Genomic DNA, 22,848 nt, shown 5'->3' on the forward strand with positions numbered 1-22,848 from the left:
TGCACGCGCGTTGAACGCCGCACACCTTTGCATCGTCTGTTTCATCCCATTGCCTGGAACCTTGCCGCGATGACTGTTTCTGCCGCACCTGCCGAAGGTGGTGCCTGGGCGCCGCTGCGTGAGCCAGTGTTTCGTGCGTTGTGGCTGGCGATTCTGGGTAGCAATATCGGCACCTGGATCAATGATGTTGCCGCCTCCTGGGTGATGGCCGAACAGACCGGCTCACCGTTGATGGTGGCGGCGGTGCAATCGGCCACCACCTTGCCGGTGGTGCTGTTCGCGCTGGTCGCCGGCACGCTGGCCGACATCGTCAACCGACGCCGCTATCTGATGTTCACCCAGGGCTGGATGCTGCTGGTGGCGGGCACGCTCGCCATGCTGGCGCATCTGCAGTTGCTGACGCCGTGGTTGCTCGTTGCGCTGACCTTCGCGATGGGCATGGGCGCAGCGATGGCGATGCCGGCGCAGGCGGCGATTGTCTCGGAACTCGTGCCGCGACCGATGCTGGCCTCCGCGGTGGCGCTCAATTCCATCGGCATGAATATCGCCCGCTCGATCGGGCCGGCCGTGGGCGGGATGGTCGTGGCGCAATTCGGCCCGCCATGGGCATTCCTGCTCAACGGGCTGACGTTCGGCCTGATGCTGTGCGTGTTGTGGCGATGGCACCGCGATGTGCATGCCTCGGCCTTGCCGCCGGAGAGCTTCGGCGCAGGCCTGCATGCCGGCTTGCGTTACGCCGCGCGGGCCGGCCGCCTGCAGGCAGTGCTGATCAAGGCCGCCGGGTTCTTCCTGTTTGCCAGTGCATTGACCGCGTTGTTGCCGCTGGTAGTGCGCCGCGATATGCAGCTGGGCGCCGGCAGCTACGGCATTCTGCTGGGCTGCATCGGTATCGGCGCAATCAGCGGTGCCTTGCTGTTGCCGCGCCTGCGTGCGCGCTACGACCGCGACCTGTTGGTGTTTGTCGCCACCCTGGTCTGCGCTGCATCGCTATTGGGGTTGGCGCTATCGCGGCAGATCGGCGTGTTGTGCGTGGTGATGGTGGTGAACGGTCTGGCCTGGATCACCGTGCTGTCGTCGTTGCAGATCCCCGCACAAACCTCCGTGCCTGCATGGGTGCGTGCACGTGCGCTGTCGCTGTACATCGTGGTGTTTTCTGCCGGCATGGCCAGCGGCTCGCTGTTATGGGGTGCGTTGGCGCAACGCACGTCGATTGCGACAGCCCTGCAGATCGCCGCCGTGGGTGCAGTAATCGCAGCGTTGCTGGTCAAACGCGCACGCATTGCCGGAACCGAACAGCTGGATCTCGCGCCCGGCGGGCATTGGCCTGCACCTGCGCAATCGGACAGCGTTGAGCATGACCGCGGGCCGGTGCTGGTGACGGTGGAATACCGTATCGCTGCCGACGCACGCAGCCCGTTCTTACAGTTGATGACGCAACTGGGCAATGCGCGTCGGCGCGATGGCGCTGTGGTCTGGGGCATTGCCGAAGACGTTGCAACACCTGGCGTGCAACTGGAGTACTTCATCGTCGCTTCGTGGTTGGAACATCTGCGCCAACACGAACGCATCACCGGCGACGACCGCCACTTGCAGGAGCAGATCCGTGCCCTGCATCAAGGCGAACGCGCACCGCTAGTGCGCCACTTCGTCGGTGGCGGCGTTGTGGCGCTGCCGCCGCATGCGCATTCGGATATCTGATGCCCATGCATTGGAAGTTTATCGGCGGTGTTGTGCTGCGTAGCAAGCGGCTTGGGTTGCTGTGCGGCAGGCATTCCATCGCCTGGACCAATAGCCCTTGCCTGCGCGCTACCAGTGCTGGCAATGGCGTGCGGCTAGGCATTGGACGACCGCTTTTTGGGGCGTCGTGCTGCACGTAATCTGGTGCATCGCGGCGGACCCAGCGGCCACACGGCGGGTGGGGGCGACGCATGAGGCTGGCATTACTCCGTGTATTGCTCGCATCGGCTGCCGCTTGCTCGGTTCACTTGCTACGTAACAAGGAACGCCAAGCCTTCAGTGCCCAACCGAGACGCCGCGCTCGCCGCTCGCGGGACCGTTGGCGGCATGGATGCCGCCAACGAACCTACATGGACGTACTGCGGCGTGTCCCGCGAGCGGCGAGGGCACCGCGACCTCGATCAACTGAGCTTTTGACTGATTCCAGGAAGAGCGGCGAACCACTCCGACGCTTGTCACCAGGCGGGCCTGGCTGGCGTTGGAAAGCAACATGCGCCACTCTTCCGCTGCCGGTATGGGCGCGGGGTTTAGGCGACTGACGACTGTCTGCTTGTTTCGCCAGCTGCTCATGAATACACCATCAGTAACGCCAGAATCAAAAAAGCCGACTCTCACGAGCCAGACCTTTGCGGATCCGTTTGAGCGGATCAGGCTTTTGCAAACGCCAGCAGATCCTTGTTGAACTGATCGGTATGGGTGAAGGTCAGGCCGTGCGGTGCACCGGCATAGATCTTTAAGTCTGAATTCTTGATGATCTTGGCCGAAGCCTTGCCGGATGCATCGATCGGTACGATCTGATCATCATCACCGTGTACTACCAGCGCCGGCACGTCGATCTTCTTCAGGTCGGGCGTGTAATCGACTTCGGAAAATTCCTTGATGCAGTCGTACTGGCCCTTGTGTCCACCCAACATGCCCTGCAGCCAGAACGAATCGCGCATACCCTGGGTGACCTTGCTGCCGGCGCGGTTGGCGCCGAAGAACGGCGTGGTCAGGTCCTGATAAAACTGCGAACGATCCTTGGCCACACTGTCGCGAATGCCGTCGAACACACTCATCGGCAAGCCGCCCGGGTTGGTCGGGCTCTTCACCATCTGCGGCGGCACCGCGCCGACCAGCACCACCTTGGCGACGCGCTTGCTGCCATGGCGGCCGACGTAGTGCGCTACTTCGCCGCCACCGGTGGAATGACCGACCAGGATCGCGTCCTTCAAATCCAGCGCCTCGATCACCGCAGCCAGATCGTCTGCGTAGGTATCCATGTCGTTGCCGTCCCAGGTCTGCGATGAACGGCCGTGGCTGCGGCGGTCATGCGCAATTACGCGATAGCCGTGCTGACCCATGAACAGCATCTGCGCATCCCAGGCATCGGCACTGAGCGGCCAGCCATGCGAAAACACGACCGGCTGGCCCTTGCCCCAGTCCTTGTAAAAAATGTTGGCGCCGTCGGGACGTTTGACGAAATTGGACATCGGGTGGACTCCATGAGTGGACGAGTGGGGAGACAAGGTGGATTGCGCACGCTTGGCCACGGCAGCACTGGCGCGAGTGGGTAGCGATAACGCTGCCACAGCTGCCGTGCCGGAAATGAGAAAGCTGCGGCGTCCGGCATCGGCCGGATGCGTCTCGAGCTGATCCATAAAAACTCCTGCAGGGCGAGGGCATGCAGCCCGGCGGTCGCATGCGCGCAAACGCGTCATGCCGGCGTGCCCACGCGGCGCAGGCCATCGCAGGCAACAGACAGACCGGTGCATGCGCCAAGTAAAGCGCGAGTGGCATGCACGCAGATTGCATACGCGTGCGCAGTGCACCTGCTAGCGCGTGGACTGTGATGGGTTCGCGCGATGCGCAGGCCGAACTGGAAGATGCGTCAACGCACACGGCCGCTTACGGCGCGGCAAATCACGGCCATCAGTCACGGTGCGTATTGAAGCGAGCCGTGCGCGAGGTCTTCTTTCAGCTTCCGATCCGCACAGCGCAGCTAATCGAACCCAAGCGCAGCGCCTAAGGAAGAGGCCGTCGCTCAGTGCAGCGCGGTATCCCACAGCAGCTTCAGATTCAGGCACAGGATCACCGCCGCGATCACCCAGGCGATGCGCACCAGCCAGGCCGGCGCCACCAATGCGCCCATCAATTGCCGGTCGGAGACAAAGCGCACCAGCGGAATTACCGCAAACGGCAATTGCATCGACAACACCACCTGGCTCAGCACCAACAACCGCGCGGTGCCGGCTTCGCCGTATAGCCAGGTCACGATCACCACCGGCACGATGGCGATGCCGCGGGTGAGCAGGCGCCGCACCCATGGCGGCAGGCGCAACTGCAGAAAGCCTTCCATCACGATCTGCCCGGCCAGCGTGGCAGTCACGGTGGAGTTGATGCCGGAAGCAAGCAGCGCTACCGCGAATAGGGTCGATGCCAGGCCAACACCCAGCATCGGCGCCAGCAGCGCATGCGCCTGCTCGATTTCCTGCACGTCGGTGCGGCCATGCGCATGGAACACCGCCGCCGCCAGGATCAGGATCGAGGCATTGATAAACAGCGCGAACATCAAAGCGATGGTGCTGTCGGTGACCGCCCAGCGCAGCGCCGATCTCCGGCCGACATCGGTCCGCGGATACGCGCGCGTCTGCACGATCGACGAATGCAGATACAGGTTATGCGGCATCACCGTTGCACCGATGATGCCGATTGCCAGGTACAGCGCCTGCGGGTCGGTGACCACCTGCGCACGCGGAACGAAACCGCCCAGCACCGCCGCGATCGGCGGCGCGGCCAACGCAATCTGGATGCCGAAGCACACGAAGATGAGCAGCAGCAGTGCGATTACGAACGCTTCAAGCGCGCGGAAACCGCGGTTCATCAGCAACAACACCAGCACCACATCCACCGCAGTGATGATCGCGCCCACGGTGAGCGGGATGCCGAACAGCAGCTTCAATGCAATCGCGGTACCGATCACCTCGGCCAGATCGCAGGCGATGATCGCCAGTTCGCAAATGCCCCATAGCGCCAGATTGACGCCGCGCGGATACCGCACGCGGCAGGCCTGCGCCAGGTCCAGTCCGGTTGCGATACCCAGCCGCGCCGACAGGCCCTGCAGCACGATCGCCATCAGGTTCGACAGCAGGATCACCGACAACAACAGATAGCCGAACTGCGAACCGCCCGCCAGATCGGTGGCCCAGTTGCCCGGATCCATGTAGCCCACCGAAACCATGTAGCCCGGCCCCAGAAACGCCAGCAGCCGGAACCACCAATGGCCGTCCTTGGGCACGGAGACGCTGGCGTGGTGGTCGCCTAGCCCACCGGTGGCGGTAGCTGACGATGGCGCTGAGGCGGTGGTGTCGGCGGACATGCGGGGAGGCCAGGACGGGTCGACGAGAATGATATAGCAAATGCTATGCTGTTGAGCATTGGCAAACTCAATCGTATTGATCGGCCGCGTGCTTCAAACTACGCATCCCGGCACGACGCCGGCGACGATAGCGAGGACAAGGGTGGGCAAGAGCGAAAAGGGGGAAGCGGCCGCGCCGGTCCTGATCGATGCGCAGGTGCACGTGGAAAGCTTCCGTCAGGTGCGCGAAGCGCGCCGCGCCGAGCTGGTCGAAGACTATGTGGAGCTGATCTCCGATCTGCTGGTCGATGGCGGTGAAGCGCGTCAGGTCGACATCGCTGCGCGCCTGGGCGTGGCGCAACCCACCGTGGCCAAGATGCTCAAGCGGCTGGTGCGCGATGGTTGGGTGATACAGCGGCCCTACCGTGGCGTGTTCCTGACCCCGGCCGGCGAAGCGTTGGCGGCATCCAGCCGGCAGCGGCACCAGATCGTGGAGCGCTTCCTGCTTGCGCTTGGTATCGATGAAGCCACGGCGCGCCGCGACGCGGAAGGCATCGAGCACCATGTGAGCGAGGCGACGGTTGCTGCGTTTGCCGCGTTTCTGGAACGTCAAGGCGGTTCAGCCACGTGAGCTTGCCTGCAGAGCCCACCGATGCGCCGATCGATACGCCACATTCGGCGATCGACCTCCACTGGATGCAGCACGCCCTGCACTTGGCCGAGCGTGCCGAGCGCGACTATGACGAGATTCCGGTTGGTGCGCTGGTCGTCGATGCCGAAGGCAACGTGCTGGGCGAAGGTTGGAACTTCAATATCGCCAGCCACGATCCCAGCGCGCATGCCGAAATCGTGGCGATGCGCGAAGCCGGGCGCCGGCTGGCCAATCATCGCCTGATCGGCTGCACGCTGTACGTCACCCTGGAGCCGTGCGCGATGTGCGCGATGGCGATGATCCATGCGCGGATCGCGCGCGTGGTCTACGCCGCCAGCGACCCCAAAACTGGCGCTTGCGGCAGCGTGTTCGACCTGCTGGCCGACCCGCGCCACAATCACCATGTGCGGGTCAGCGGTGGCGTGCTTGCGGCCGAGGCGAGCTTGCGGCTGACCAATTATTTCAGGGCCAAGCGCGGCAAGCCGCCACTTGCGCCCTGAGCGACGTGGTCGCGGTATGATGCGCGCCTTTTTCAGCACCCGGCCGGCGACGGCCTTCCACAGGACGGCGATATGGCAGAGAACCTTGCAGGCAACGACCGACTGATCTGGATCGATCTGGAAATGACCGGCCTGGATACCGATCGCGATTCGATCATCGAGATCGCCACCATCGTGACCGATGCGCAGTTGAATGTGCTTGCCGAGGGGCCGGAACTGGCCATCGCGCATCCGCTGGAAACCCTGGAAGCGATGGACGAGTGGAACCGCAACCAGCACCGCCGTTCGGGCCTGTGGCAGCGTGTGCTCGATAGCCAGGTGACACATGCGCAGGCCGAAGCGCAGACGGTGGCATTTTTGAGCGAGTGGATCCGCGCTGGCGCCTCGCCGATGTGCGGCAACTCGATCTGCCAGGACCGTCGCTTCCTGCACCGGCAGATGCCGCGCCTGGAGCGCTATTTCCATTACCGCAATCTGGATGTGTCCACCATCAAGGAACTTGCGCGGCGTTGGGCGCCGACGGTGGCCAATGGGTTCGCCAAGAGCTCAGCCCACACCGCCCTGAGTGATGTGCGCGATTCGATCGACGAGCTGCGTCACTATCGTCAGTTCATGGGCGCGCTTGGTGGCGATACCGCTGCGGGCGTGGAAGGCTGAGAACCTGCAGGCGTGTGAAGCGATTTCAGCTTTAGTTTTTCGCATCCCTCGTCAACACGACCCGTAGCCATCCACACCGGAAAAAAGGCCGCATCATCCGATGCGGCCTTTTTGTTTTCCACTCCGGTATTGCCTGTCTGATCGCGTCAACGCGCCAACGAAGGTCCCTTGTTCAGATCGCCATCGTCGGTGACGCCGTTGAGCAATAGATCGGCGATCGGTTTGCCATCGGCATCGTGGTGATACACGTGCAGATCGCGCTGCGGGTAGGGGATGTTGAGTCCATTTTCCAGCAGCTGATTGCGGATCTGTTCCAGCGTGGTGCTCTTGGCTGCACCGAAGTTACCGTTGGTGGCATACGCGAACAACATCAGATCGACCGTACTTTCGCCCAGGTTGGTGACCTGCACAAACGGAGCCGGCGATTCCAGGATGTTCGGGTTGTCCTTGGCAATCTGCAGCAACAACTGCTGCGCCTTCTTCAAATCGTCCTGGTAGCCCACGCCCACGGTGACTTCCAGGCGGCGGTTGGGCAGGGTGCTGTAGTTGACGATCGGTGCAGTGGTAATGGTGCTGTTGGGCAGGGTGATCATGCGTTCGTCGAACGAACGGATGCGGGTCTGGAAGATCCGGATCTCGTCGACGACGCCTTCCTGGCCCGCGATCAACACGTGGTCGCCATCGCGCATTGGTCGCAGCACGATCAGCATCACGCCTGCGGCGATGTTGGACAACGAATCCTTCAACGCCAGGCCGACTGCCAGGCCTGCCGCACCGAGCACTGCGATCAGCGAGGTCGGTGGCACGCCGATCTGGCTCAACGCACTGACGAACACCAACACCAGCAACAACGCATACATCACGTTGCGCAGGAAGTTGGTCAGTGTGATCTCCACGCGTGCGCGGGTGAGCGCACGGTGCAACCATTGGCTGAGTTGCCTGGCCAGCCACATGCCGACCACGACGATCAGCAGTGCCACGCCCCAATTGACTGCGTACTGCGCCCAAGGGATGGTGGCCCAATTGAACGCCGGCTCGGTGGCCGTCGCCGGTTTCGCAACCGCGGCTCCCGCTGCCGGCGTTGCAGCAGCTGCTCCCGCAGCTGCCGCCCACACTGCACCGAACAGTCCCATCAGCTCTCGCTCTTGAGCTTGGCCAAGCGCAGCCAGGTATCGACCACGGTGTCAGGGTTCAACGACACCGACTCGATGCCTTCCTGCATCAGCCACTCGGCCAGTTCGGGGTGATCCGACGGCCCCTGGCCGCAGATGCCCACGTACTTGCCCTTGGCGCGCGCCGACTTGATTGCCATCGACAGCAGCTTCTTCACCGCCGGGTTTCGCTCGTCGAACAGGTGCGCCACGATCGACGAATCGCGGTCCAGGCCCAGGGTGAGCTGGGTCAGGTCGTTGGAGCCGATCGAGAAGCCGTCGAAGATCTCCAGGAACTCATCGGCCAGCAGCGCGTTGGATGGCAGCTCGCACATCATGATGATCTTCAGCCCGTTCTCGCCTTGCTTGAGCCCGTTCTGCTCCAGCACTTCGATCACCTTGCGGCCTTCTTCCAGCGTGCGAACGAACGGGATCATCACCCAGAGGTTGTCCAGGCCCATCTCGTTGCGCACCTTCAGCACCGCCTTGCACTCCAGCGCGAACGCCTTGGTGAAGGACGGATCGACGTAACGGCTGGCGCCGCGGAAGCCGATCATCGGGTTTTCTTCATGCGGCTCGTAACGCGAACCGCCGATCAGGTTGGCGTATTCGTTGGACTTGAAGTCCGACAGACGCACGATCACCGTATTCGGCGCTACCGACGCGGTCAGCGTCGCGATGCCTTCGGCCAGGCGGTTGACGTAGAAGCTCACCGGATCGCCGTAACCGGCAATCTTGGCGTCGATCTTCTTGCGGACGTCGGCGTCCTGCTTGTCGTATTCCAGCAGCGCGTTCGGGTGAATACCGATGTGCGCGGCGATGATCATTTCAAGACGCGCCAGACCGATACCGGCGTTCGGCAGCTGGCCGAAGTCGAATGCACGTTCCGGGTTGGCCACGTTCATCATGATCTTGAGCGGGGCAGGCGGCATGTTGCCCAGATCGGTGGTGGTGCGCTCGAACGGCAGCAGGCCTTCGTAGATGAAGCCGGTGTCGCCTTCGGCGCAGCTCACAGTCACTTCCTGGCCGTCGCTGAGCACGTCGGTGGCGTTGCCCGAGCCCACCACGGCCGGCACACCGAGTTCACGCGCGATGATCGCCGCGTGGCAGGTACGGCCGCCACGATTGGTGACGATCGCCGAAGCGCGCTTCATCACCGGCTCCCAATCGGGGTCGGTCATGTCAGCGATCAACACATCGCCCGCCTGCACGCGATTCATGTCGTCCAGCGAGCGCACCACGCGCGCCACACCGCTGCCGATCTTGGCACCGACGGCGCGGCCTTCGACCAGTATCTTGGCGTCCTTGGCTTCCAGCGAGAAACGTTCGATCTGGGTGGCATGGCTGCGCGACTTCACCGTTTCCGGGCGCGCCTGCACGATAAACAGCTTGCCGCTGACGCCGTCTTTTGCCCACTCGATGTCCATCGGGCGGCCGTAATGCTTTTCGATCACCAGCGCTTGCTTGGAAAGCTCCTGCACGTCTTCGTCGCTGATGGAGAAGGTGCTGCGCAATTCCACCGGGGTTTCTTCGGTGCGCACGCGTTCGCCCGGCACATCTGAGTACACCATGCGAATGGCCTTGCTACCGAGCGAACGGCGCAGAATCGCCGGCTTGCCCGCGGTGAGCGTGGGCTTGTAGACGTAGAACTCGTCCGGGTTGACCGCGCCTTGCACGACCATTTCGCCCAAGCCGAAGCTCGAGGTGACGAACACCACATCGCGGAAACCGGATTCGGTGTCCAGCGTGAACAACACGCCGGCCGCACCGACGCCCGAGCGCACCATCAACTGCACGCCGGCCGACAGGAAGACGTCTTCGTGCTTGAAGCCATGATGCACGCGATAGGCAATCGCGCGATCGTTGTAGAGGCTGGCGAACACTTCCTTGACCTTGTGCACCACATCGTCGGCGCCGGTCACATTGAGAAAGGTTTCCTGCTGGCCTGCAAACGAGGCGTCCGGTAGATCTTCGGCGGTGGCCGAGGAGCGCACGGCCACCGCAACATCGCCGCCGCCGTTTTCGGCGCATAGCTGCTCGTAAGCGCTGCGAATGTCGCGGTCCAGTTCCGGCTGCAGCGGTGCGTCGATCACCCAGCCACGGATTTCCTTGCCGGCGAGGGTGAGTGCGTTGACGTCTTCGACATCCAGCGTCGCCAACTTGTCGAAGATGCGCTTGGACAAATCGTTGTGCGCGATGAAGTCCTTGAAAGCTTCCGCGGTGGTTGCATATCCACCGGGAACCGAGACGCCCAACCCAGCCAGGTTGCCGATCATCTCGCCAAGTGAGGAATTCTTACCGCCTACGCGGGCCAGGTCGGCCAAGCGTAGCTCATGCAACCACAGGATATTCTCGTTCAAGCGCGATGCTCCGTAAGGCCATCGCCCGAGCGGGCTGAATGGCCGCGACCGTAGGAAGAAGCCGCTATGATGCAGTGCACAGCGGAATATGCACAAGCATGAACCTGTAAATTTTGGACACTAGTTCAAAGAGGTGGTCTTGATGTCAACAATTCGGCCGGTGTTTTACGTCTCCGATGGAACCGGTATCACCGCTGAAACGATTGGGCATAGCCTGCTCACGCAGTTCAGCGGATTCAATTTTGTCACCGACCGCATGTCGTTCATTGATGATGCAGAAAAAGCACGCGATGCCGCGATGCGTGTGCGCGCTGCAGGCGAGCGGTACCAAGTGCGCCCGGTGGTGGTCAATTCGTGCGTGGACCCACAATTGAGCATGATCCTGGCCGAAAGCGGCGCGCTGATGCTGGATGTGTTCGCACCCTTCATCGAGCCGTTGGAGCGCGAGCTCAACGCGCCGCGTCATTCGCGTGTGGGTCGCGCGCACGGCATGGTGGATTTCGAGACTTACCACCGCCGTATCAACGCGATGAACTTCGCGCTGAGTCACGACGATGGCATTGCACTGAATTACGATGAGGCCGACGTGATCCTGGTGGCGGTGTCGCGCGCGGGCAAAACGCCGACCTGCATCTATCTGGCCTTGCATTACGGCATTCGCGCCGCCAACTATCCGCTCACCGACGAAGATCTGGAAAACGAACAGCTGCCGCCGCGGTTGCGCAATTACCGCAGCAAATTGTTTGGTCTGACCATCGATCCGGAGCGGCTGCAGCAGATTCGGCAGGAGCGGCGTGCGAATTCGCGCTACAGCGCAGCAGAAACCTGCCGTCGCGAAGTGGCGATTGCCGAGCGCATGTTCCAGATGGAGCGCATTCCCTCGCTCAGCACCACCAATACGTCGATCGAAGAAATTTCCAGCAAGGTGTTGTCTACGTTGGGACTGCAGCGCGAAATGTTTTGAGCGGGCAGTGGGGATTGGACAGTCGGGATTAGTGGCCGTCACTTGCGTTCGGCCGCAATGCACATCGGCTCGAAAGAGCTGCCAACGCGGTTCCGTCGGCGGCTGGGGGAAACGAAGCGGGCGGGGCAGTGCTCCGCCAAGGTAGGCCTGCGGTTGGGCCCTCGTCAATGCTGCCCGTGCGGCGGCGCAGCGTGTAGGATCGGTCCATGGCCCAAGCACTGAGCAAACTCGAACGCATTCCCAAACTGAGCCGCTTTGGCTGGCTGATGGGCTTGTACGCAGAAAACTTCCAGCATCTGACTCGGCTATTCGCTCCGGCCGATCTGGCCCCCGGCTCCTACGTGTCGTCGATCGGCGACGGTTTGAACCTGCGGCTGGACGTGATCGAATGCCATCGCTACACGGTGGAGCTGCGGCTGACCTACGACCTGTGTGACCCGGTCACCGGCGAGCCGGACCCGTCTGCGTACGTGCGCCTGTACCGCGACGCGCGTCAGGCAGAGACCACGCATTGCTATGTCGGTCGTCGCTGGCAAGACGTGATGGGCATGTTCCCGCCGCCGGCCGAGCTGATCAGCCACCGCATGCGGATGAATACGTTCCTGGGCAAGTGGCTGGAGTACCTGGCCGAGCGTGGCCACGGCGTTGCGACGCTGCGCCTGGATACCGATTATGTGGCACCGCCGCGGCCGAACCCGCAGGCCGCCGTCAGCTGAGCTGTTGTTCTCCGGCGGGCGTGCGCCAGGCCGCTTCGGTCAACCGCTTCAGTCATACTGATGCGCTTCGTTTCAGATCGCGTGCCATGCCCTATACCCCGATTGTCGCCACGCTTGGCTACCTGTTGTCGCCGGACGGCACCCAGGTGCTGATGATTCACCGCAATGCCCGTCCCGGCGACCAGCATCTGGGCAAATACAACGGCCTGGGCGGCAAGCTGGAACCGGAAGAAGACGTGCTGGCCTGCATGCGCCGCGAAATTCGTGAAGAAGCCGGGGTCGACTGCGGCGAGATGCAACTGCGCGGCACCATCAGCTGGCCGGGCTTCGGCAAGCAGGGCGAAGACTGGCTGGGCTTCGTGTTCCTGATCGGCAGCTTCGAAGGCACGCCGCACACTTCCAATCCGGAGGGCACGCTGGAATGGATCGCGATCGACCGCATGGACGAGGTGCCGATGTGGGAAGGCGACCGCCATTTCCTGCCGCTGGTGTTCGATGGCGACCCGCGCCCATTCCACGGTGTCATGCCGTATCGCGACGGGCGCATGCAGTCGTGGACGTATTCGCGCATCTGATCGGTTTGCGTGCCAGCGGCTTGCGCAGTACGTGAGATACGCGTTGCTGATACCGCGCCAGTAGGACGTTAGCCGAACGCGACTGCAGCGTTTCGACCTTCTGCCAGCGATGTGGGGCAGCGATCTAGCACTCGGCGCCAGATCGGCGTGCAGTGCCGGCTATCAGCGCAGCATCTGTCACCAGCCAAGCTCAACCGTTCCATTTGAACCTCAATCATCGGGAGCATCTCGGCTCTCCATGGAACGGCGAACGTCCCTCAGTTCTCCACAACCCCTGCGGATGGACGCTGCGCAAGTCTGGGGACAAGCGCGCGCAGCCGTTGCGCCAGCTGGCGGGCGCAACGGCTGGTCAAAATTTCGCCAGCGCGTTTATTGCGCCGTCCAGCCGCCGTCGATGGCGATGGATTGCCCAGTGATGTTGCGTGCAGCATGCGACATCAGAAACGCCACGGTGCCGGCCAGCTCGTCGTAGTCGATAAAGGCGCCCTTGGGCATTGGCTTGAGCATCACCTCGCGGATCACCGCGTCTTCGGCGATGCCGCGAATACGCGCCTGATCGGCGATTTGCCGCTCCACCAGCGGCGTGCGCACATAGCTGGGGCACAGCGTGTTCACGGTGATGTCGTCATCGGCGGTTTCCAGGGCGATGACCTTGGCCAGGCCCACCAGCCCATGCTTGGCGGCGACATATGCGCTCTTGTACGGGCTGGCCACCAGCGAGTGGATACTGCCGATGTTGACGATGCGGCCATAGCCGCCCGCGCGCATGCCAGGCAGCACGGCGCGACTCAGGCGTGCGGCGCCGGTGAGCATCACATCCAGCAGCAGTGCCCACTGCTGCATCGGGAATTCTTCCAGCGCGGCCACGTGCTGCAGGCCGGCATTGTTCACCAGCACTTGCGGCGAGCGGGATACGCCGGCCAGTGCCTGCGCGATGCTGTCTGCGTCGGTGACGTCCAGCGCCAGCGCTTCGGCCGAGCGGCCGGCCTGGCGTAACGCATGCGCCGTGCGCTCGGCGGCCGCCAGCTGCATATCGCTGACGATCAGGTGATGGCCGTCGGCCGCCAGCTGGGTGGCGATACCGGCGCCAATGCCGCTGCCCGCGCCGGTAATCAGGATGCTGCGCATCGGGTGTCCTCACGAAGTCATGCGCGGCCTGGAGCGGTCACGCGGATCGCCAGCCTAGCCGAGTGTGGCGAAACGGTCGCCTGCATCGCGCGCGCGCGTTACCCTTCGTGTCTTGCTCACCTCAGGCTCCGCATGAAACGCCATTTTTCGATGCTGCGCGATTTCCAACTGGCGGACTGGTTCACGCTTGCCAACGCGTTCTGCGGCACCGGCGCGGTGTTTGCGGCAATGCGGTTCCTGCAAGAAGGGCATCGTGGCGATTTGTTGCTGGGGATGGCGCTGATTCCGCTGGCATTCGTGTTCGATGCGCTGGACGGGCACGTGGCGCGCTGGCGCAAGGCGTCTTCCACCCTGGGCCGTGAGCTGGATTCGCTGGCGGACGTGATTTCCTTCGGCGTGGCGCCGGCAGCGCTGGGGTATGCCTGCGGCATGCGTGGCGGTTGGGATTGGTTGGTGCTGAGCTATTTCGTCTGCTGCGGCGTGAGCCGGCTGGCGCGCTACAACGTCACCGCCGAGGAGATCGCCGGCGAGGCCGACAAGGTGCCGTATTTCGAAGGCACGCCCATTCCCACCAGCCTGCTGCTGGTGATCCTGCTCGCGGTTGCCGCCAGCAGCGGGCATATCGGCGAGACCTTGTGGTGGGGCCAGTGGCAGCTGGGGCCGTGGCAGTTCCACCCACTGGTATTGTTGTTTGCGGTGTCCGGCTCGCTGATGATCAGCAAGACGCTGCGAATCCCCAAACCCTGAGCGGCACGCTGGTATGCACGCGGTAGGATGGATTGGTGAACGGTCACGGGATGGAATGATGGCAAGCAGCGGTTCGGACAACGGCAACTTCGATGACAAGGCGCGCCAATACTGGGCTGCCTGGGGAGATGCCATGCGCCACGGCCAGGCCGGCCCCGCTGCGCAACAACCGCCGCCTGCGTCCGGTGGCGACGCCCCGCAGGATTGGCGCAAGGCGGTGGATTGGTGGTCGCAGTTGCTGCCCACGCAGGCCGCACCGCAGGCGCAGGAGGCGATCAACCGCTTCCGTACCCACGCCGGCGATTGGTTCGGCACCATGCAGCAAGTGGCCGCGCAGTTTGCCGGGCGCGATACCTCGGCCAATGAAGTGGCCGATGCCTGGCGCCAGGCCGTGCAAGGGCAGGGCGAACAGCTGATGCAGTGGACGCTGGGCTCGCTGCGCGGTGGTAGCCCGGGCGGGTTCGACCCGTGGCTGCAGGAAGCGGCGCAGACGCTGCAAAAGTGGCGGGAGGAAAACGCACCGTGGCTGGACATGCCGGCGTTTGGTTTGAACCGCAATCACCAGTCGCGCCTACAAAAGTTGGCCCGCGCGCAGCAGGATTTTCAGGCCCAATCGGAGGCCTATGGCGAGCAACTCAAGGCGGCGATCGAACAGGCGTTTGCCCGTTTTGCGTCAAAGCTCAGCGAACACGAGAGCAGTGGCAGCCAGTTGACCAGCGCCCGCGCCTTGTTCGACCTGTGGATCGAAGCGGCCGAAGAATCCTATGCCGACGTCGCCTTGTCGGACCAGTTTCGCCAGGTGTATGGCGGCTTCGCCAATGCGCACATGCGCCTGCGCGCTGCGCTACAGGAAGAGATCGAGCAGCTCAGCGAACGCGTCGGCATGCCGACGCGTTCGGAGATGGACGCCGCGCATCGCCGCATCGCTGAACTGGAACGCCTGGTCAGGCGGATGCTGCGCACCGCAGCGTCACCGCCGAGCAAGCCCACGGCAGCGCCCGAAGCTGATCCGGTCGCACCAGCGGCCGGCAAGCGTGCGTCGGCCGCCAAGCAGCGCAGCGCAGCGCGGCCGGCCAAGGCTGCGCAGGCGGTGAAGCAGGGCGCATCGACGAAGGCGTCCGTCAAAAAGTCTGCGGCGCCGAAGGCTTCACCTAAAAAGACCTCGGCCATCACTCAGCCAGCGAAAAAGACGCCGGCTAAAAAGAGCACTGGCGCGAAGCACTCGACCAAGCCTGCGGCCGGCAAATCCGGTGCACACAAGCCACGTGGAGCGCAGGCATGAAAGGCCCGTTGGGATTCAGCGCCGAAGATCTGATGCAGGAAACCCTGTCGATGCAACGCAAGTTGCGCGAAGGGCTCAAGCTGCTGCCCGGCGTGGACGATGTGGATTACGGCGTCACCGAGCGCGAAGAAATCTGGCGCGACGGCAAGGTGGTGCTGTATCGCTTCATCGGCGAGCAGGCCCCGGTAGCCAAGACGCCGCTACTGATCGTCTACGCGCTGGTCAATCGCCCGTACATGGTCGATCTGCAGGCGGATCGCTCACTGGTGAAGGGGCTGCTGAGTCACGGCCAGGACGTCTACGTGCTGGACTGGGGTTACCCGGACCGCTCCGAGCGCTACCTCACGCTGGAAGATTATTTGCTGCGCTATATCGATGGCGCAGTGGATCACCTGCGCGCGCAATCCGGGCTGGAGGCGGTCGATGTGCTCGGCATCTGCCAGGGCGGCACGTTCTCGCTGTGCTACGCCGCGCTGCAACGCGACAAGGTGCGCAACCTGATCACGATGGTGACACCGGTGGATTTCCACACCCCCGACAACATGCTGTCCAACTGGGCGCGCATGGTCGATGTGGATCTGTTCGTGGAAACGATGGGCAACGTGCCGGCTGATCTGATGAACGCCAGTTACATGATGCTCAAGCCGTTCCGGCTCAATCTGCAGAAATATGTGGGCCTGCTCGACATCCTTGACGACAAGCAGGCGCTGGAAGATTTCCTGCGCATGGAAAAATGGATCTTCGATTCGCCGGACCTCGCCGGTGAAGCCTTCCGCGAATTCGTCACCTTGTTCTACCAGCGCAATGGGCTGGTCACCGGGCAGGTGAGCATCGGCGGGCAGGCGGTCGACCTGCAGGCGCTCGACATGCCGGTGCTGAATATCTATGCCGAACACGATCACCTGGTGCCGCCGGATGCCTCGCGGGCACTGGGTGGGCTGGTCGGCAGCGACGATTACAGCGAACTGAGCTTCCGCGGTGGACATATCGGGATCTACGTCTCCGGGCGCGCGCAGCGCGAGGTGCCGGTGGCGATCCATCGCTGGTTGCAGGAACGTGGCGGGAATGGGTGACATCGCGGCCTGCCGCACGCGCAGGTGACGCTGCGCTGAGCAGGTCGTGCAGCCATCACCATGTACTGCTGTCGCGCTTTTTAGACTGTTGGCTACGTTTGCAGGAGTCCTGTCATGTCCACCACCACACTGTCCCGCTCCCTCAATGACCGCATGATCGCCGGTGTCGTTGGCGGCGTTGCGCATCGTTTTGGCTGGAGCTCCACGTTGCTGCGGGTGTTGTTCGTCATCGTGTCGATTGCCTCGGCCGCATTCCCCGGCATCCTGGTCTACCTGATCCTGTGGCTGCTGATTCCCAACCAGGCCGATTGAATCCGGCAACGCGCGGGCGGCCTGCACTGCAGGCGCTGGGCGCGTTATGGACGCTGCCCAATACCTTGCTCGGGCTGGCGATCGGCGCGGCCGGGTGTTGCTTTGGCGCACGCGCAGTCTGGTCCCCGCGAGAATATGCGGTGGTCTTCCACGCTTATCCGTGGGGGCCGGGCGGGGCGATGACGTTGGGAAACGTCATTCTGCTCAAAGGTGCCTCGCTCGACCTGCAGTGCAGCACTTACGCGCATGCCGCAGGCCGTTGCAAACATCCAGCGGTGCGCCTGGGCGACCACGAGCGCGCGCATGTTTATCAGTACATGCTGTTGGGGCCGCTGTTTTTGCCGGTGTATTTTTTGTGCGGCGGCATCCATGTGCGCAACCCGCTGGAGCGGGCCGCCGATATGTACGCGATGCATGGCCACGGCTGGTGGCCGTGGCGCCTTCAACTCAGACGCGAGAAGCCGAACAACTCGGACAAGGGGTGATGCGTGCCCTCCAATTGGGCGCGTAATAATCCCGCGCCAATCGCGCTGTAGGTAATGCCGTTGCCGCCATAGGCCATGGCGAACGAGACGCGTGGCCCCAGTTCGGCATGCGGCCCGAAGAACGGCAACCCATCGGCAGTTTCTGCGAAGGTACCGGCCCATGCGAACGCGGGGCGCAGGCTCACATCGGGCATGGTCTTGGCAATTTTTTTCAGCAGCGTTTTCAGCTTGCTCTCCACCCGCGCATCGCGGCGCGTGGGGATGTCGATAGTGTCGTCTTCGCCACCGGCGACCACGCGTCCGTCCGGGGTGCTGCGGACGTACAAATACGGGCGCGCGGTCTCCCACATCATCGTGTGCTTGAGCGCACCCATCTCGCTATCGTGCAAGGGGTCCGTCACGAAGGCGTAGCTGCTGCGGTTGCGCGCCACTTGCTGCGACAGCCAACGCTGGTTGCCATAGCCTGCGGCCAGGATCACATGACGTGCGCGCACGTTGACGCCCTCTGCTGTGCGTAGTTCGACGTGCTGGTCGTGCGGATCGATCGCGGCAATGGTCGTGCGGTCGTGGATGCGTGCACCGTATTGCTCACACTCGGCAAACAGGCGGTAGCACAGCCGGTACGGGTCCACGCTGGCGGCCAGGCGGCTAAGGATCGCGCCTTCCGAATGCACACCGTAGTTGTGCCAGAGCGGCGCGCGCTCGATCCATTCCACCGGCAACTTGTGTGCTTTGCGGGTCTCCAGCTCGCTACGCAGGTCCTTCAAATCGCGCGCGCGACTGGCGTAGTACAGGCTATCCTGGCGCGTGAAATCGGTGCCGCCAAGGGTGTTGCATAGGCCCTGCAGGTCGAGGATGGCTTGCGCGCAAGCGCCATACGCCAGCGCCGCTGCCGCCATGCCGTGCTGTTTGGCCAGTTCGATCATCGGCGTATCGATTTCGTACTGCAGTAAGGCGGTGCTGGCCGAGGTGCTGCCCCAGCCGATGTCGCGCTGTTCGATCACCGCCACTTCATGGCCGTGGCGCAGGAGTTCATGCGCAATCAGCGCGGCGGTGACACCGCCACCGACGATGGCGACCTCGCATTGGGTGTCTTGCTCCAGGCGCGGGTAAGCGCGCATTAATCCATTGCGGATCGACCAGAACGGATAGCCACTTTTGAGGTCCATGCGGTGTCGTAAACAGTGGGCGGACCGCGATTGACGGCCAACCGGGGTGAAGCGGCCGTGAGGCGAGCCCGGCCTTGCTGCCGTCACCAAACCGCAAACAGCCGGCGTTAACGTGCGTGGAAAGCTCCTCACGGCGCGCTGGTTATCCTTCCGCCACAACGCAGCAACAGCAGCAGAAGAGGGTGTCGGTATGTCGATTGTCCTGTACGTCGGTGGCAGCAAAGATGGCGACAAGGGCGTGGTGCCTTACGGTTTCAGCAAGTCGCGTGCAATGACCGACGCTGGCCCGGAGGTGTATGTCGAACGCATGGTGCCGCTGAAGGACGTCGGCAAGATTCGCGTGATGGCGCTGGAATCGCTGCAGGAAAGCATCCTGGTCGAACGTGCCGCCACCCATTACGCACGCCGCGTCAGCTGAGCGCGGCGGCATAGGTTTACGACGGCGCTGTCAACGGGTTTCCGTGGCGGGCCTGCACTGCGAAAATGCTTTTTTTCAGTGAAGCGGTTCACGCCGCGCCGTCATGCACGATAGCCAGCTTGCCCAGCAGATTGCTCGCACCATCGCCGACGAAATCGGTGCCCAGCCCGCCCAGGCGCGCGCCGCCATTGCACTGCTCGATGAGGGCGCCAGCGTCCCGTTCATCGCCCGCTACCGTAAGGAAGTCACCGGCGGGCTGGACGATACCCAGTTGCGCAACCTGGAAACCCGCCTGACCTACCTGCGCGAGCTGGAAGAACGCCGCGCGGCGATCCTGTCCAGCATTGGCGAGCAAGGCAAGCTCAGCGATGAATTGCGCAACGAGATTGTGGCGGCCGACACCAAGTCGCGATTGGAAGATTTGTATCTGCCCTACAAGCCCAAGCGCCGCACCCGCGCACAGATCGCGCGCGAAGCCGGGCTGGAGCCATTGGCCGATGGCCTGTTGTCGGATCCGACGCAGACCCCGGAAGTCGCTGCGGCAGCCTTCATCGACGCCGAAAAGGGCGTTGCCGATAGCAAGGCCGCGCTGGAAGGCGCGCGCGCCATCCTGATGGAGCGTTGGGGCGAAGACGCCGCATTGGTCGGTGAGCTGCGCAGTTGGTTGAACGACAACGGGGTAATCCGCGCGCGCGTCGCAGAGGGCAAGGAAGAGGCCGGTGCCAAGTACCGCGACTACTTCGATCACGCCGAAACGCTGGCGAAGATTCCATCGCACCGCTTGCTGGCGCTGTTCCGCGCACGCCGCGAAGAAATCCTGTACCTGGATCTGGACCCTGGCAGCGATGCCGAGGCCGGACACCAATATGCCGAAGGCCGCGTGGCGCGCAATGCCGGCATTTCCAACGAAGGCCGCCCGGCCGATCGCTGGTTGCTGGATGCCTGCCGGCTGACCTGGCGCGCCAAACTGCACATGCATTTGCTGCTGGACCTGTTCAACCAGGCGCGCGAAAAGGCCGAGGCCGAGGCGATTGCGGTGTTCGGCGACAACCTCAAGGACCTGATGCTGGCGGCGCCGGCCGGCCCGCGCGTGGTGCTTGGGCTGGATCCGGGCATCCGTACCGGTTGCAAGATCGCCGTGGTCGATGCCACCGGCAAGCTGGTGGCTACCGAAACGATTTACCCGCACGAGCCCAAGCGGCAGTGGGATCAGTCGCTGCAGACGATCAAAAAATTGTGCATGCAGCACAACGTGGAGCTGATCGCGATCGGCAACGGGACCGCCAGCCGCGAGACCGACAAGCTGGCCGGCGAGGCGATTGCGCTGTGCGGCGCGGCCAAGTTGCAGAAGGTTGTGGTGAGCGAAGCGGGCGCGTCGGTGTACTCGGCGTCCGAGTTCGCGGCCAAGGAGTTCCCGAATCTGGATGTATCGCTGCGTGGTGCCGTGTCGATCGCGCGCCGTCTGCAGGATCCGCTGGCCGAGCTGGTGAAGATCGAGCCCAAGGCGATTGGCGTAGGCCAGTACCAGCACGATGTGGATCAGTATCGTCTGGCCAAGGCGCTGGAAGCGCGTGTGGAAGACTGCGTCAACGCGGTCGGCGTGTACGTCAATACCGCTTCGGCGGCGTTGCTGTCGCGCGTGTCCGGGCTGTCGAGCACGGTGGCGGAAAATATTGTGCGTCACCGCGACGACAATGGCCCGTTCAAGCGTCGCAAGGATCTGCTCAAGGTGCCGCGTCTGGGCGACAAGACCTTCGAGCAATGCGCCGGTTTCCTGCGCATTGCCGATGGCGACGAGCCGCTGGACGTGTCGGCGGTGCATCCGGAAGCCTATCCGGTGGTCGAGCGCATCGTCAGCAGCAGCGGCAAGCCGATCAAGGCATTGCTGGGCGACGGCAGTTTTCTGCGTAGCCTGAAGCCGGAGTTGTTCACCGACGAACAATTCGGTGTGCCGACCGTGCGCGACATTCTCAAAGAACTGGAAAAACCCGGTCGCGATCCGCGTCCCGAGTTCAAGGCAGCGCAGTTCGCCGAAGGCATCGAGGACATCAAGCACCTCAAGCCCGGCATGGTGCTCGAGGGCGTGGTGAGTAACGTAGCCGCGTTCGGTGCGTTCGTCGATATCGGCGTGCACCAGGATGGTTTGGTGCACATCTCGGCATTGTCAGAGACCTTCGTCAAAGACCCGCGCGATGTGGTCAAGGCCGGCGACATCGTCAAGGTCAAGGTGCTGGAAGTAGATGTGGCGCGCAAGCGCATCGCGCTGACCTGCCGCTTGTCCGACATGCCGCCACCGGCCGATGGCTCTGCGCAACCGCGCGAGGCCCGCGGCAATGGCGGCCCGGGGCAGGGCAGGCGCGACGGTGGCGGGCGTGGTCAGGTGCAAGCCAATAGCAAACCGCGGATCACCGCGCCGCCGGCCGACAATGCGTTGGCGGCGGCGTTTGCACGTGCCAAGCGTAGTTAAGGCGCGCTTTTGATTGTTTGGTTGATCGGCGTGGTTGGGTAGCGCGGCATGGATCTACATCGCAATGGACTGGTCTGCGGTTTGGCTTAGATGTCGCCGCAGATCATGATGAGATAGGTGGAGAGCAGCTCTAGTTGGTCTCTTTGCTAGCGGGTAGGCCGCCCAACGTCCTGGGGAGATCTGCGGCTTGGTTGCAGGCCCCTTGCCGGCCCACCATCGCGGGACACATTGCAAGGACGTCCTTGTAAACTTGGCGGCATCCATGCCGCCAAGGGTAGTGCGACAGTGAGCGGGCAAGGACCAGTCAAGATGGTGGGCAGGTCGGTGGGAGCGGCAGACGACGTTCGCTGACGATGTCACTAGGGGCGGCAGGTTAGGAGCGCTCAAGCAAGAAGCGGATATTGATACGCCCAGGCTTTTCTAGACATCTCAAGGCCATGGAAAATGGCAGATTCGGAGGTGTCCATGAGCAGCAAGCGGTATAGGGATGAGTTCAAGATCGAAGCGGTCCGGCAAGTGACCGATCACAGGTTCAAGGTGGCAGAAGTCGCCGAGCGCCTGGGTGTCACCACGCACAGCCTGTACGCCTGGATGCGCAAGTTCGGCAAGCGCGGCGTCGTGCAGCGCGCCGAGTTGCGCCGAGTGACCGAGGAGCGCGACATCCTAAAAAAGGCCGCCGCGTACTTTGCCAAGGGGTAAAGGCAAAGTACGTCTTCATGCAAGCCCACCGCGAAGAATTCAGGGTGCGCGCGATGTGCCGGGTGTTGCGGGTGAACCGGGCTGGATACTACGCGTGGCTAAAGTCGCCCGACAGTAAGCGCGCCGAGGAAGACGAACGCCTGCTGGGGTTAATCAAGCACCAGTGGCTGGCCAGCGGCAGTGTCTATGGGCATCGCAAGATCACCAAGGATCTGCGCGATCTGGCGGAGCGCTGCAGTCGCCATCGGGTGCATCGGTTGATGCGTGCGGAAGGGTTACGTGCGCAGGTGGGCTATGGGCGCAAACCCCGCTTCCATTGCGGGACTGAGTACGTCGCCGCAGCCAACCTGCTTGATCGGCAGTTCGATGTCGCTGAGCCGAACACGGCCTGGGCGAGCGATTTCACCTTCATCCGCACT

21 protein-coding genes and 2 pseudogenes are annotated in these 22,848 nt (G+C 63.2%); 16 read left to right on the top strand and 7 right to left on the bottom strand.

The genetic code is table 11. The annotated features are described in order from the left end of the window. The first annotated feature begins 69 nt into the window (after window positions 1-69). Both NX05_RS03385 and NX05_RS24665 read left to right on the top strand, forming a co-directional pair. On the top strand, window positions 70-1,698 hold the full coding sequence (locus NX05_RS03385) for an MFS transporter (RefSeq protein ID WP_039434833.1): 1,629 nt from the start codon (window positions 70-72) through the stop codon (window positions 1,696-1,698). Between the two features lie 5 nt (window positions 1,699-1,703). Beyond that, window positions 1,704-1,932 (top strand): annotated as a pseudogene (locus tag NX05_RS24665) (xapx domain-containing protein). 81 nt (window positions 1,933-2,013) lie between these two features. On the opposite strand, the gene NX05_RS23525 reads toward NX05_RS24665, so the two are convergent. From NX05_RS23525 to NX05_RS03395, 3 genes are all read right to left on the bottom strand, one after another. Continuing rightward, the gene (locus tag NX05_RS23525; protein ID WP_155282146.1) at window positions 2,014-2,229 is read right to left on the bottom strand and encodes a hypothetical protein; all 216 of its coding nucleotides are present in this window, start codon (window positions 2,227-2,229) and stop codon (window positions 2,014-2,016) included. 155 nt (window positions 2,230-2,384) lie between these two features. Then, a complete protein-coding gene (locus NX05_RS03390) occupies window positions 2,385-3,209 on the bottom strand; it encodes an alpha/beta fold hydrolase (RefSeq protein ID WP_039434997.1) in 825 nt (274 codons plus the stop codon). A 551-nt stretch (window positions 3,210-3,760) separates the two neighbouring features. Continuing rightward, a complete protein-coding gene (locus NX05_RS03395; protein WP_039434837.1) occupies window positions 3,761-5,095 on the bottom strand; it encodes an Nramp family divalent metal transporter in 1,335 nt (444 codons plus the stop codon). A gap of 142 nt (window positions 5,096-5,237) precedes the next feature. On the opposite strand from NX05_RS03395, the gene mntR reads away from it, so the two are divergent. From mntR to orn, 3 genes are all read left to right on the top strand, one after another. Beyond that, window positions 5,238-5,705, top strand: a complete 468-nt coding sequence (gene mntR / locus NX05_RS03400; protein ID WP_010373212.1) for a manganese-binding transcriptional regulator MntR — start codon at window positions 5,238-5,240, stop codon at window positions 5,703-5,705. A gap of 65 nt (window positions 5,706-5,770) precedes the next feature. After that, window positions 5,771-6,226: a tRNA adenosine(34) deaminase TadA gene (gene tadA, locus NX05_RS03405; RefSeq protein ID WP_126922885.1), complete on the top strand. Its 456-nt coding sequence runs from the start codon at window positions 5,771-5,773 to the stop codon at window positions 6,224-6,226. Window positions 6,227-6,298: 72 nt separating this feature from the next. Then, entirely contained in the window at window positions 6,299-6,883 is a 585-nt protein-coding gene (orn, locus tag NX05_RS03410) for an oligoribonuclease (protein WP_039434842.1), read from the top strand. 146 nt (window positions 6,884-7,029) lie between these two features. Here orn and NX05_RS03415 read toward each other — a convergent pair whose 3' ends face one another. Further along, complete coding sequence (locus NX05_RS03415) at window positions 7,030-8,016, bottom strand: mechanosensitive ion channel family protein (RefSeq protein ID WP_039434845.1); 987 nt, start codon at window positions 8,014-8,016, stop codon at window positions 7,030-7,032. Next, entirely contained in the window at window positions 8,016-10,394 is a 2,379-nt protein-coding gene (gene ppsA, locus NX05_RS03420) for a phosphoenolpyruvate synthase (RefSeq protein WP_017113190.1), read from the bottom strand. The genes NX05_RS03415 and ppsA overlap by 1 nt, the downstream gene beginning before the upstream one ends. A 142-nt stretch (window positions 10,395-10,536) precedes the next feature. Here ppsA and ppsR point away from each other — a divergent pair, with 142 nt between their 5' ends. The 3 genes from ppsR to NX05_RS03435 all read left to right on the top strand — a co-directional run bounded on the left by ppsR (window position 10,537) and on the right by NX05_RS03435 (window position 12,649). After that, a complete protein-coding gene (gene ppsR, locus NX05_RS03425) occupies window positions 10,537-11,358 on the top strand; it encodes a posphoenolpyruvate synthetase regulatory kinase/phosphorylase PpsR (RefSeq protein ID WP_010373220.1) in 822 nt (273 codons plus the stop codon). A 206-nt stretch (window positions 11,359-11,564) separates the two neighbouring features. Further along, window positions 11,565-12,074 carry a DUF1249 domain-containing protein gene (locus NX05_RS03430; RefSeq protein WP_010373224.1) on the top strand — a complete coding sequence of 170 codons (510 nt, stop codon included), beginning with the start codon at window positions 11,565-11,567 and terminating at the stop codon, window positions 12,072-12,074. 86 nt (window positions 12,075-12,160) lie between these two features. Further along, a complete protein-coding gene (locus NX05_RS03435; RefSeq protein WP_017118688.1) occupies window positions 12,161-12,649 on the top strand; it encodes an NUDIX hydrolase in 489 nt (162 codons plus the stop codon). A gap of 369 nt (window positions 12,650-13,018) precedes the next feature. Here the strand turns inward: NX05_RS03435 and NX05_RS03440 are convergent, their stop codons facing one another. Then, window positions 13,019-13,777 (bottom strand): 3-hydroxybutyrate dehydrogenase, encoded by a 759-nt coding sequence (locus NX05_RS03440; protein WP_039434852.1) that lies wholly within the window; start codon window positions 13,775-13,777, stop codon window positions 13,019-13,021. Between the two features lie 132 nt (window positions 13,778-13,909). On the opposite strand from NX05_RS03440, the gene NX05_RS03445 reads away from it, so the two are divergent. From NX05_RS03445 to NX05_RS03465, 5 genes are all read left to right on the top strand, one after another. After that, window positions 13,910-14,524, top strand: a complete 615-nt coding sequence (locus NX05_RS03445) for a CDP-alcohol phosphatidyltransferase family protein (protein ID WP_010373231.1) — start codon at window positions 13,910-13,912, stop codon at window positions 14,522-14,524. A 55-nt stretch (window positions 14,525-14,579) separates the two neighbouring features. Next, window positions 14,580-15,806: a class III poly(R)-hydroxyalkanoic acid synthase subunit PhaE gene (gene phaE, locus NX05_RS03450; protein ID WP_039434864.1), complete on the top strand. Its 1,227-nt coding sequence runs from the start codon at window positions 14,580-14,582 to the stop codon at window positions 15,804-15,806. After that, window positions 15,803-16,879 (top strand): class III poly(R)-hydroxyalkanoic acid synthase subunit PhaC, encoded by a 1,077-nt coding sequence (locus NX05_RS03455; protein ID WP_010373238.1) that lies wholly within the window; start codon window positions 15,803-15,805, stop codon window positions 16,877-16,879. Before phaE ends, NX05_RS03455 begins: the two co-directional genes overlap by 4 nt. Window positions 16,880-16,993: 114 nt before the next feature. Beyond that, window positions 16,994-17,191, top strand: a complete 198-nt coding sequence (locus tag NX05_RS03460; RefSeq protein ID WP_039434867.1) for a PspC domain-containing protein — start codon at window positions 16,994-16,996, stop codon at window positions 17,189-17,191. Beyond that, window positions 17,188-17,676, top strand: a complete 489-nt coding sequence (locus NX05_RS03465) for a hypothetical protein (RefSeq protein WP_039434870.1) — start codon at window positions 17,188-17,190, stop codon at window positions 17,674-17,676. The genes NX05_RS03460 and NX05_RS03465 overlap by 4 nt, the downstream gene beginning before the upstream one ends. On the opposite strand, the gene NX05_RS03470 is transcribed toward NX05_RS03465, so the two are convergent. Next, window positions 17,634-18,845, bottom strand: coding sequence for an NAD(P)/FAD-dependent oxidoreductase (locus tag NX05_RS03470; RefSeq protein WP_039434874.1), 1,212 nt, complete (start codon window positions 18,843-18,845; stop codon window positions 17,634-17,636). The genes NX05_RS03465 and NX05_RS03470 overlap by 43 nt on opposite strands. 190 nt (window positions 18,846-19,035) lie before the next feature. Between NX05_RS03470 and NX05_RS03475 the strand changes: the two genes are divergently transcribed. The 3 genes and pseudogenes from NX05_RS03475 to NX05_RS21670 all read left to right on the top strand — a co-directional run. Next, window positions 19,036-19,263, top strand: a complete 228-nt coding sequence (locus NX05_RS03475) for a hypothetical protein (RefSeq protein ID WP_010373249.1) — start codon at window positions 19,036-19,038, stop codon at window positions 19,261-19,263. 103 nt (window positions 19,264-19,366) lie between these two features. Continuing rightward, on the top strand, window positions 19,367-21,730 hold the full coding sequence (locus NX05_RS03480; RefSeq protein ID WP_039434878.1) for a Tex family protein: 2,364 nt from the start codon (window positions 19,367-19,369) through the stop codon (window positions 21,728-21,730). A gap of 465 nt (window positions 21,731-22,195) precedes the next feature. Further along, window positions 22,196-22,848, top strand: a pseudogene (locus NX05_RS21670) (IS3 family transposase); the annotation flags it as partial.

The sequence above is a fragment of the Xanthomonas vasicola genome, assembly GCF_000772705.2.
Taxonomy (GTDB): Bacteria; Pseudomonadota; Gammaproteobacteria; order Xanthomonadales; family Xanthomonadaceae; genus Xanthomonas; species Xanthomonas vasicola.

Bases quoted from the DNA above. Each gene is read 5' to 3' on its own strand.
- tadA (WP_126922885.1), top strand. From the start codon at position 5,771: ATGCAGCACGCCCTGCACTTGGCCGAGCGTGCCGAGCGCGACTATGAC.
- NX05_RS03480 (WP_039434878.1), top strand. From the start codon at position 19,367: ATGCACGATAGCCAGCTTGCCCAGCAGATTGCTCGCACCATCGCCGAC.
- NX05_RS03435 (WP_017118688.1), top strand. From the start codon at position 12,161: ATGCCCTATACCCCGATTGTCGCCACGCTTGGCTACCTGTTGTCGCCG.
- NX05_RS03470 (WP_039434874.1), bottom strand. From the start codon at position 18,845: ATGGACCTCAAAAGTGGCTATCCGTTCTGGTCGATCCGCAATGGATTA.
- NX05_RS03460 (WP_039434867.1), top strand. From the start codon at position 16,994: ATGTCCACCACCACACTGTCCCGCTCCCTCAATGACCGCATGATCGCC.
- NX05_RS03445 (WP_010373231.1), top strand. From the start codon at position 13,910: ATGAAACGCCATTTTTCGATGCTGCGCGATTTCCAACTGGCGGACTGG.
- ppsR (WP_010373220.1), top strand. From the start codon at position 10,537: ATGTCAACAATTCGGCCGGTGTTTTACGTCTCCGATGGAACCGGTATC.
- NX05_RS23525 (WP_155282146.1), bottom strand. From the start codon at position 2,229: ATGTTGCTTTCCAACGCCAGCCAGGCCCGCCTGGTGACAAGCGTCGGA.
- NX05_RS03440 (WP_039434852.1), bottom strand. From the start codon at position 13,777: ATGCGCAGCATCCTGATTACCGGCGCGGGCAGCGGCATTGGCGCCGGT.
- phaE (WP_039434864.1), top strand. From the start codon at position 14,580: ATGATGGCAAGCAGCGGTTCGGACAACGGCAACTTCGATGACAAGGCG.
- NX05_RS03415 (WP_039434845.1), bottom strand. From the start codon at position 8,016: ATGGGACTGTTCGGTGCAGTGTGGGCGGCAGCTGCGGGAGCAGCTGCT.
- orn (WP_039434842.1), top strand. From the start codon at position 6,299: ATGGCAGAGAACCTTGCAGGCAACGACCGACTGATCTGGATCGATCTG.
- NX05_RS03475 (WP_010373249.1), top strand. From the start codon at position 19,036: ATGTCGATTGTCCTGTACGTCGGTGGCAGCAAAGATGGCGACAAGGGC.
- NX05_RS03430 (WP_010373224.1), top strand. From the start codon at position 11,565: ATGGCCCAAGCACTGAGCAAACTCGAACGCATTCCCAAACTGAGCCGC.
- NX05_RS03385 (WP_039434833.1), top strand. From the start codon at position 70: ATGACTGTTTCTGCCGCACCTGCCGAAGGTGGTGCCTGGGCGCCGCTG.
- NX05_RS03455 (WP_010373238.1), top strand. From the start codon at position 15,803: ATGAAAGGCCCGTTGGGATTCAGCGCCGAAGATCTGATGCAGGAAACC.
- NX05_RS03395 (WP_039434837.1), bottom strand. From the start codon at position 5,095: ATGTCCGCCGACACCACCGCCTCAGCGCCATCGTCAGCTACCGCCACC.
- NX05_RS03390 (WP_039434997.1), bottom strand. From the start codon at position 3,209: ATGTCCAATTTCGTCAAACGTCCCGACGGCGCCAACATTTTTTACAAG.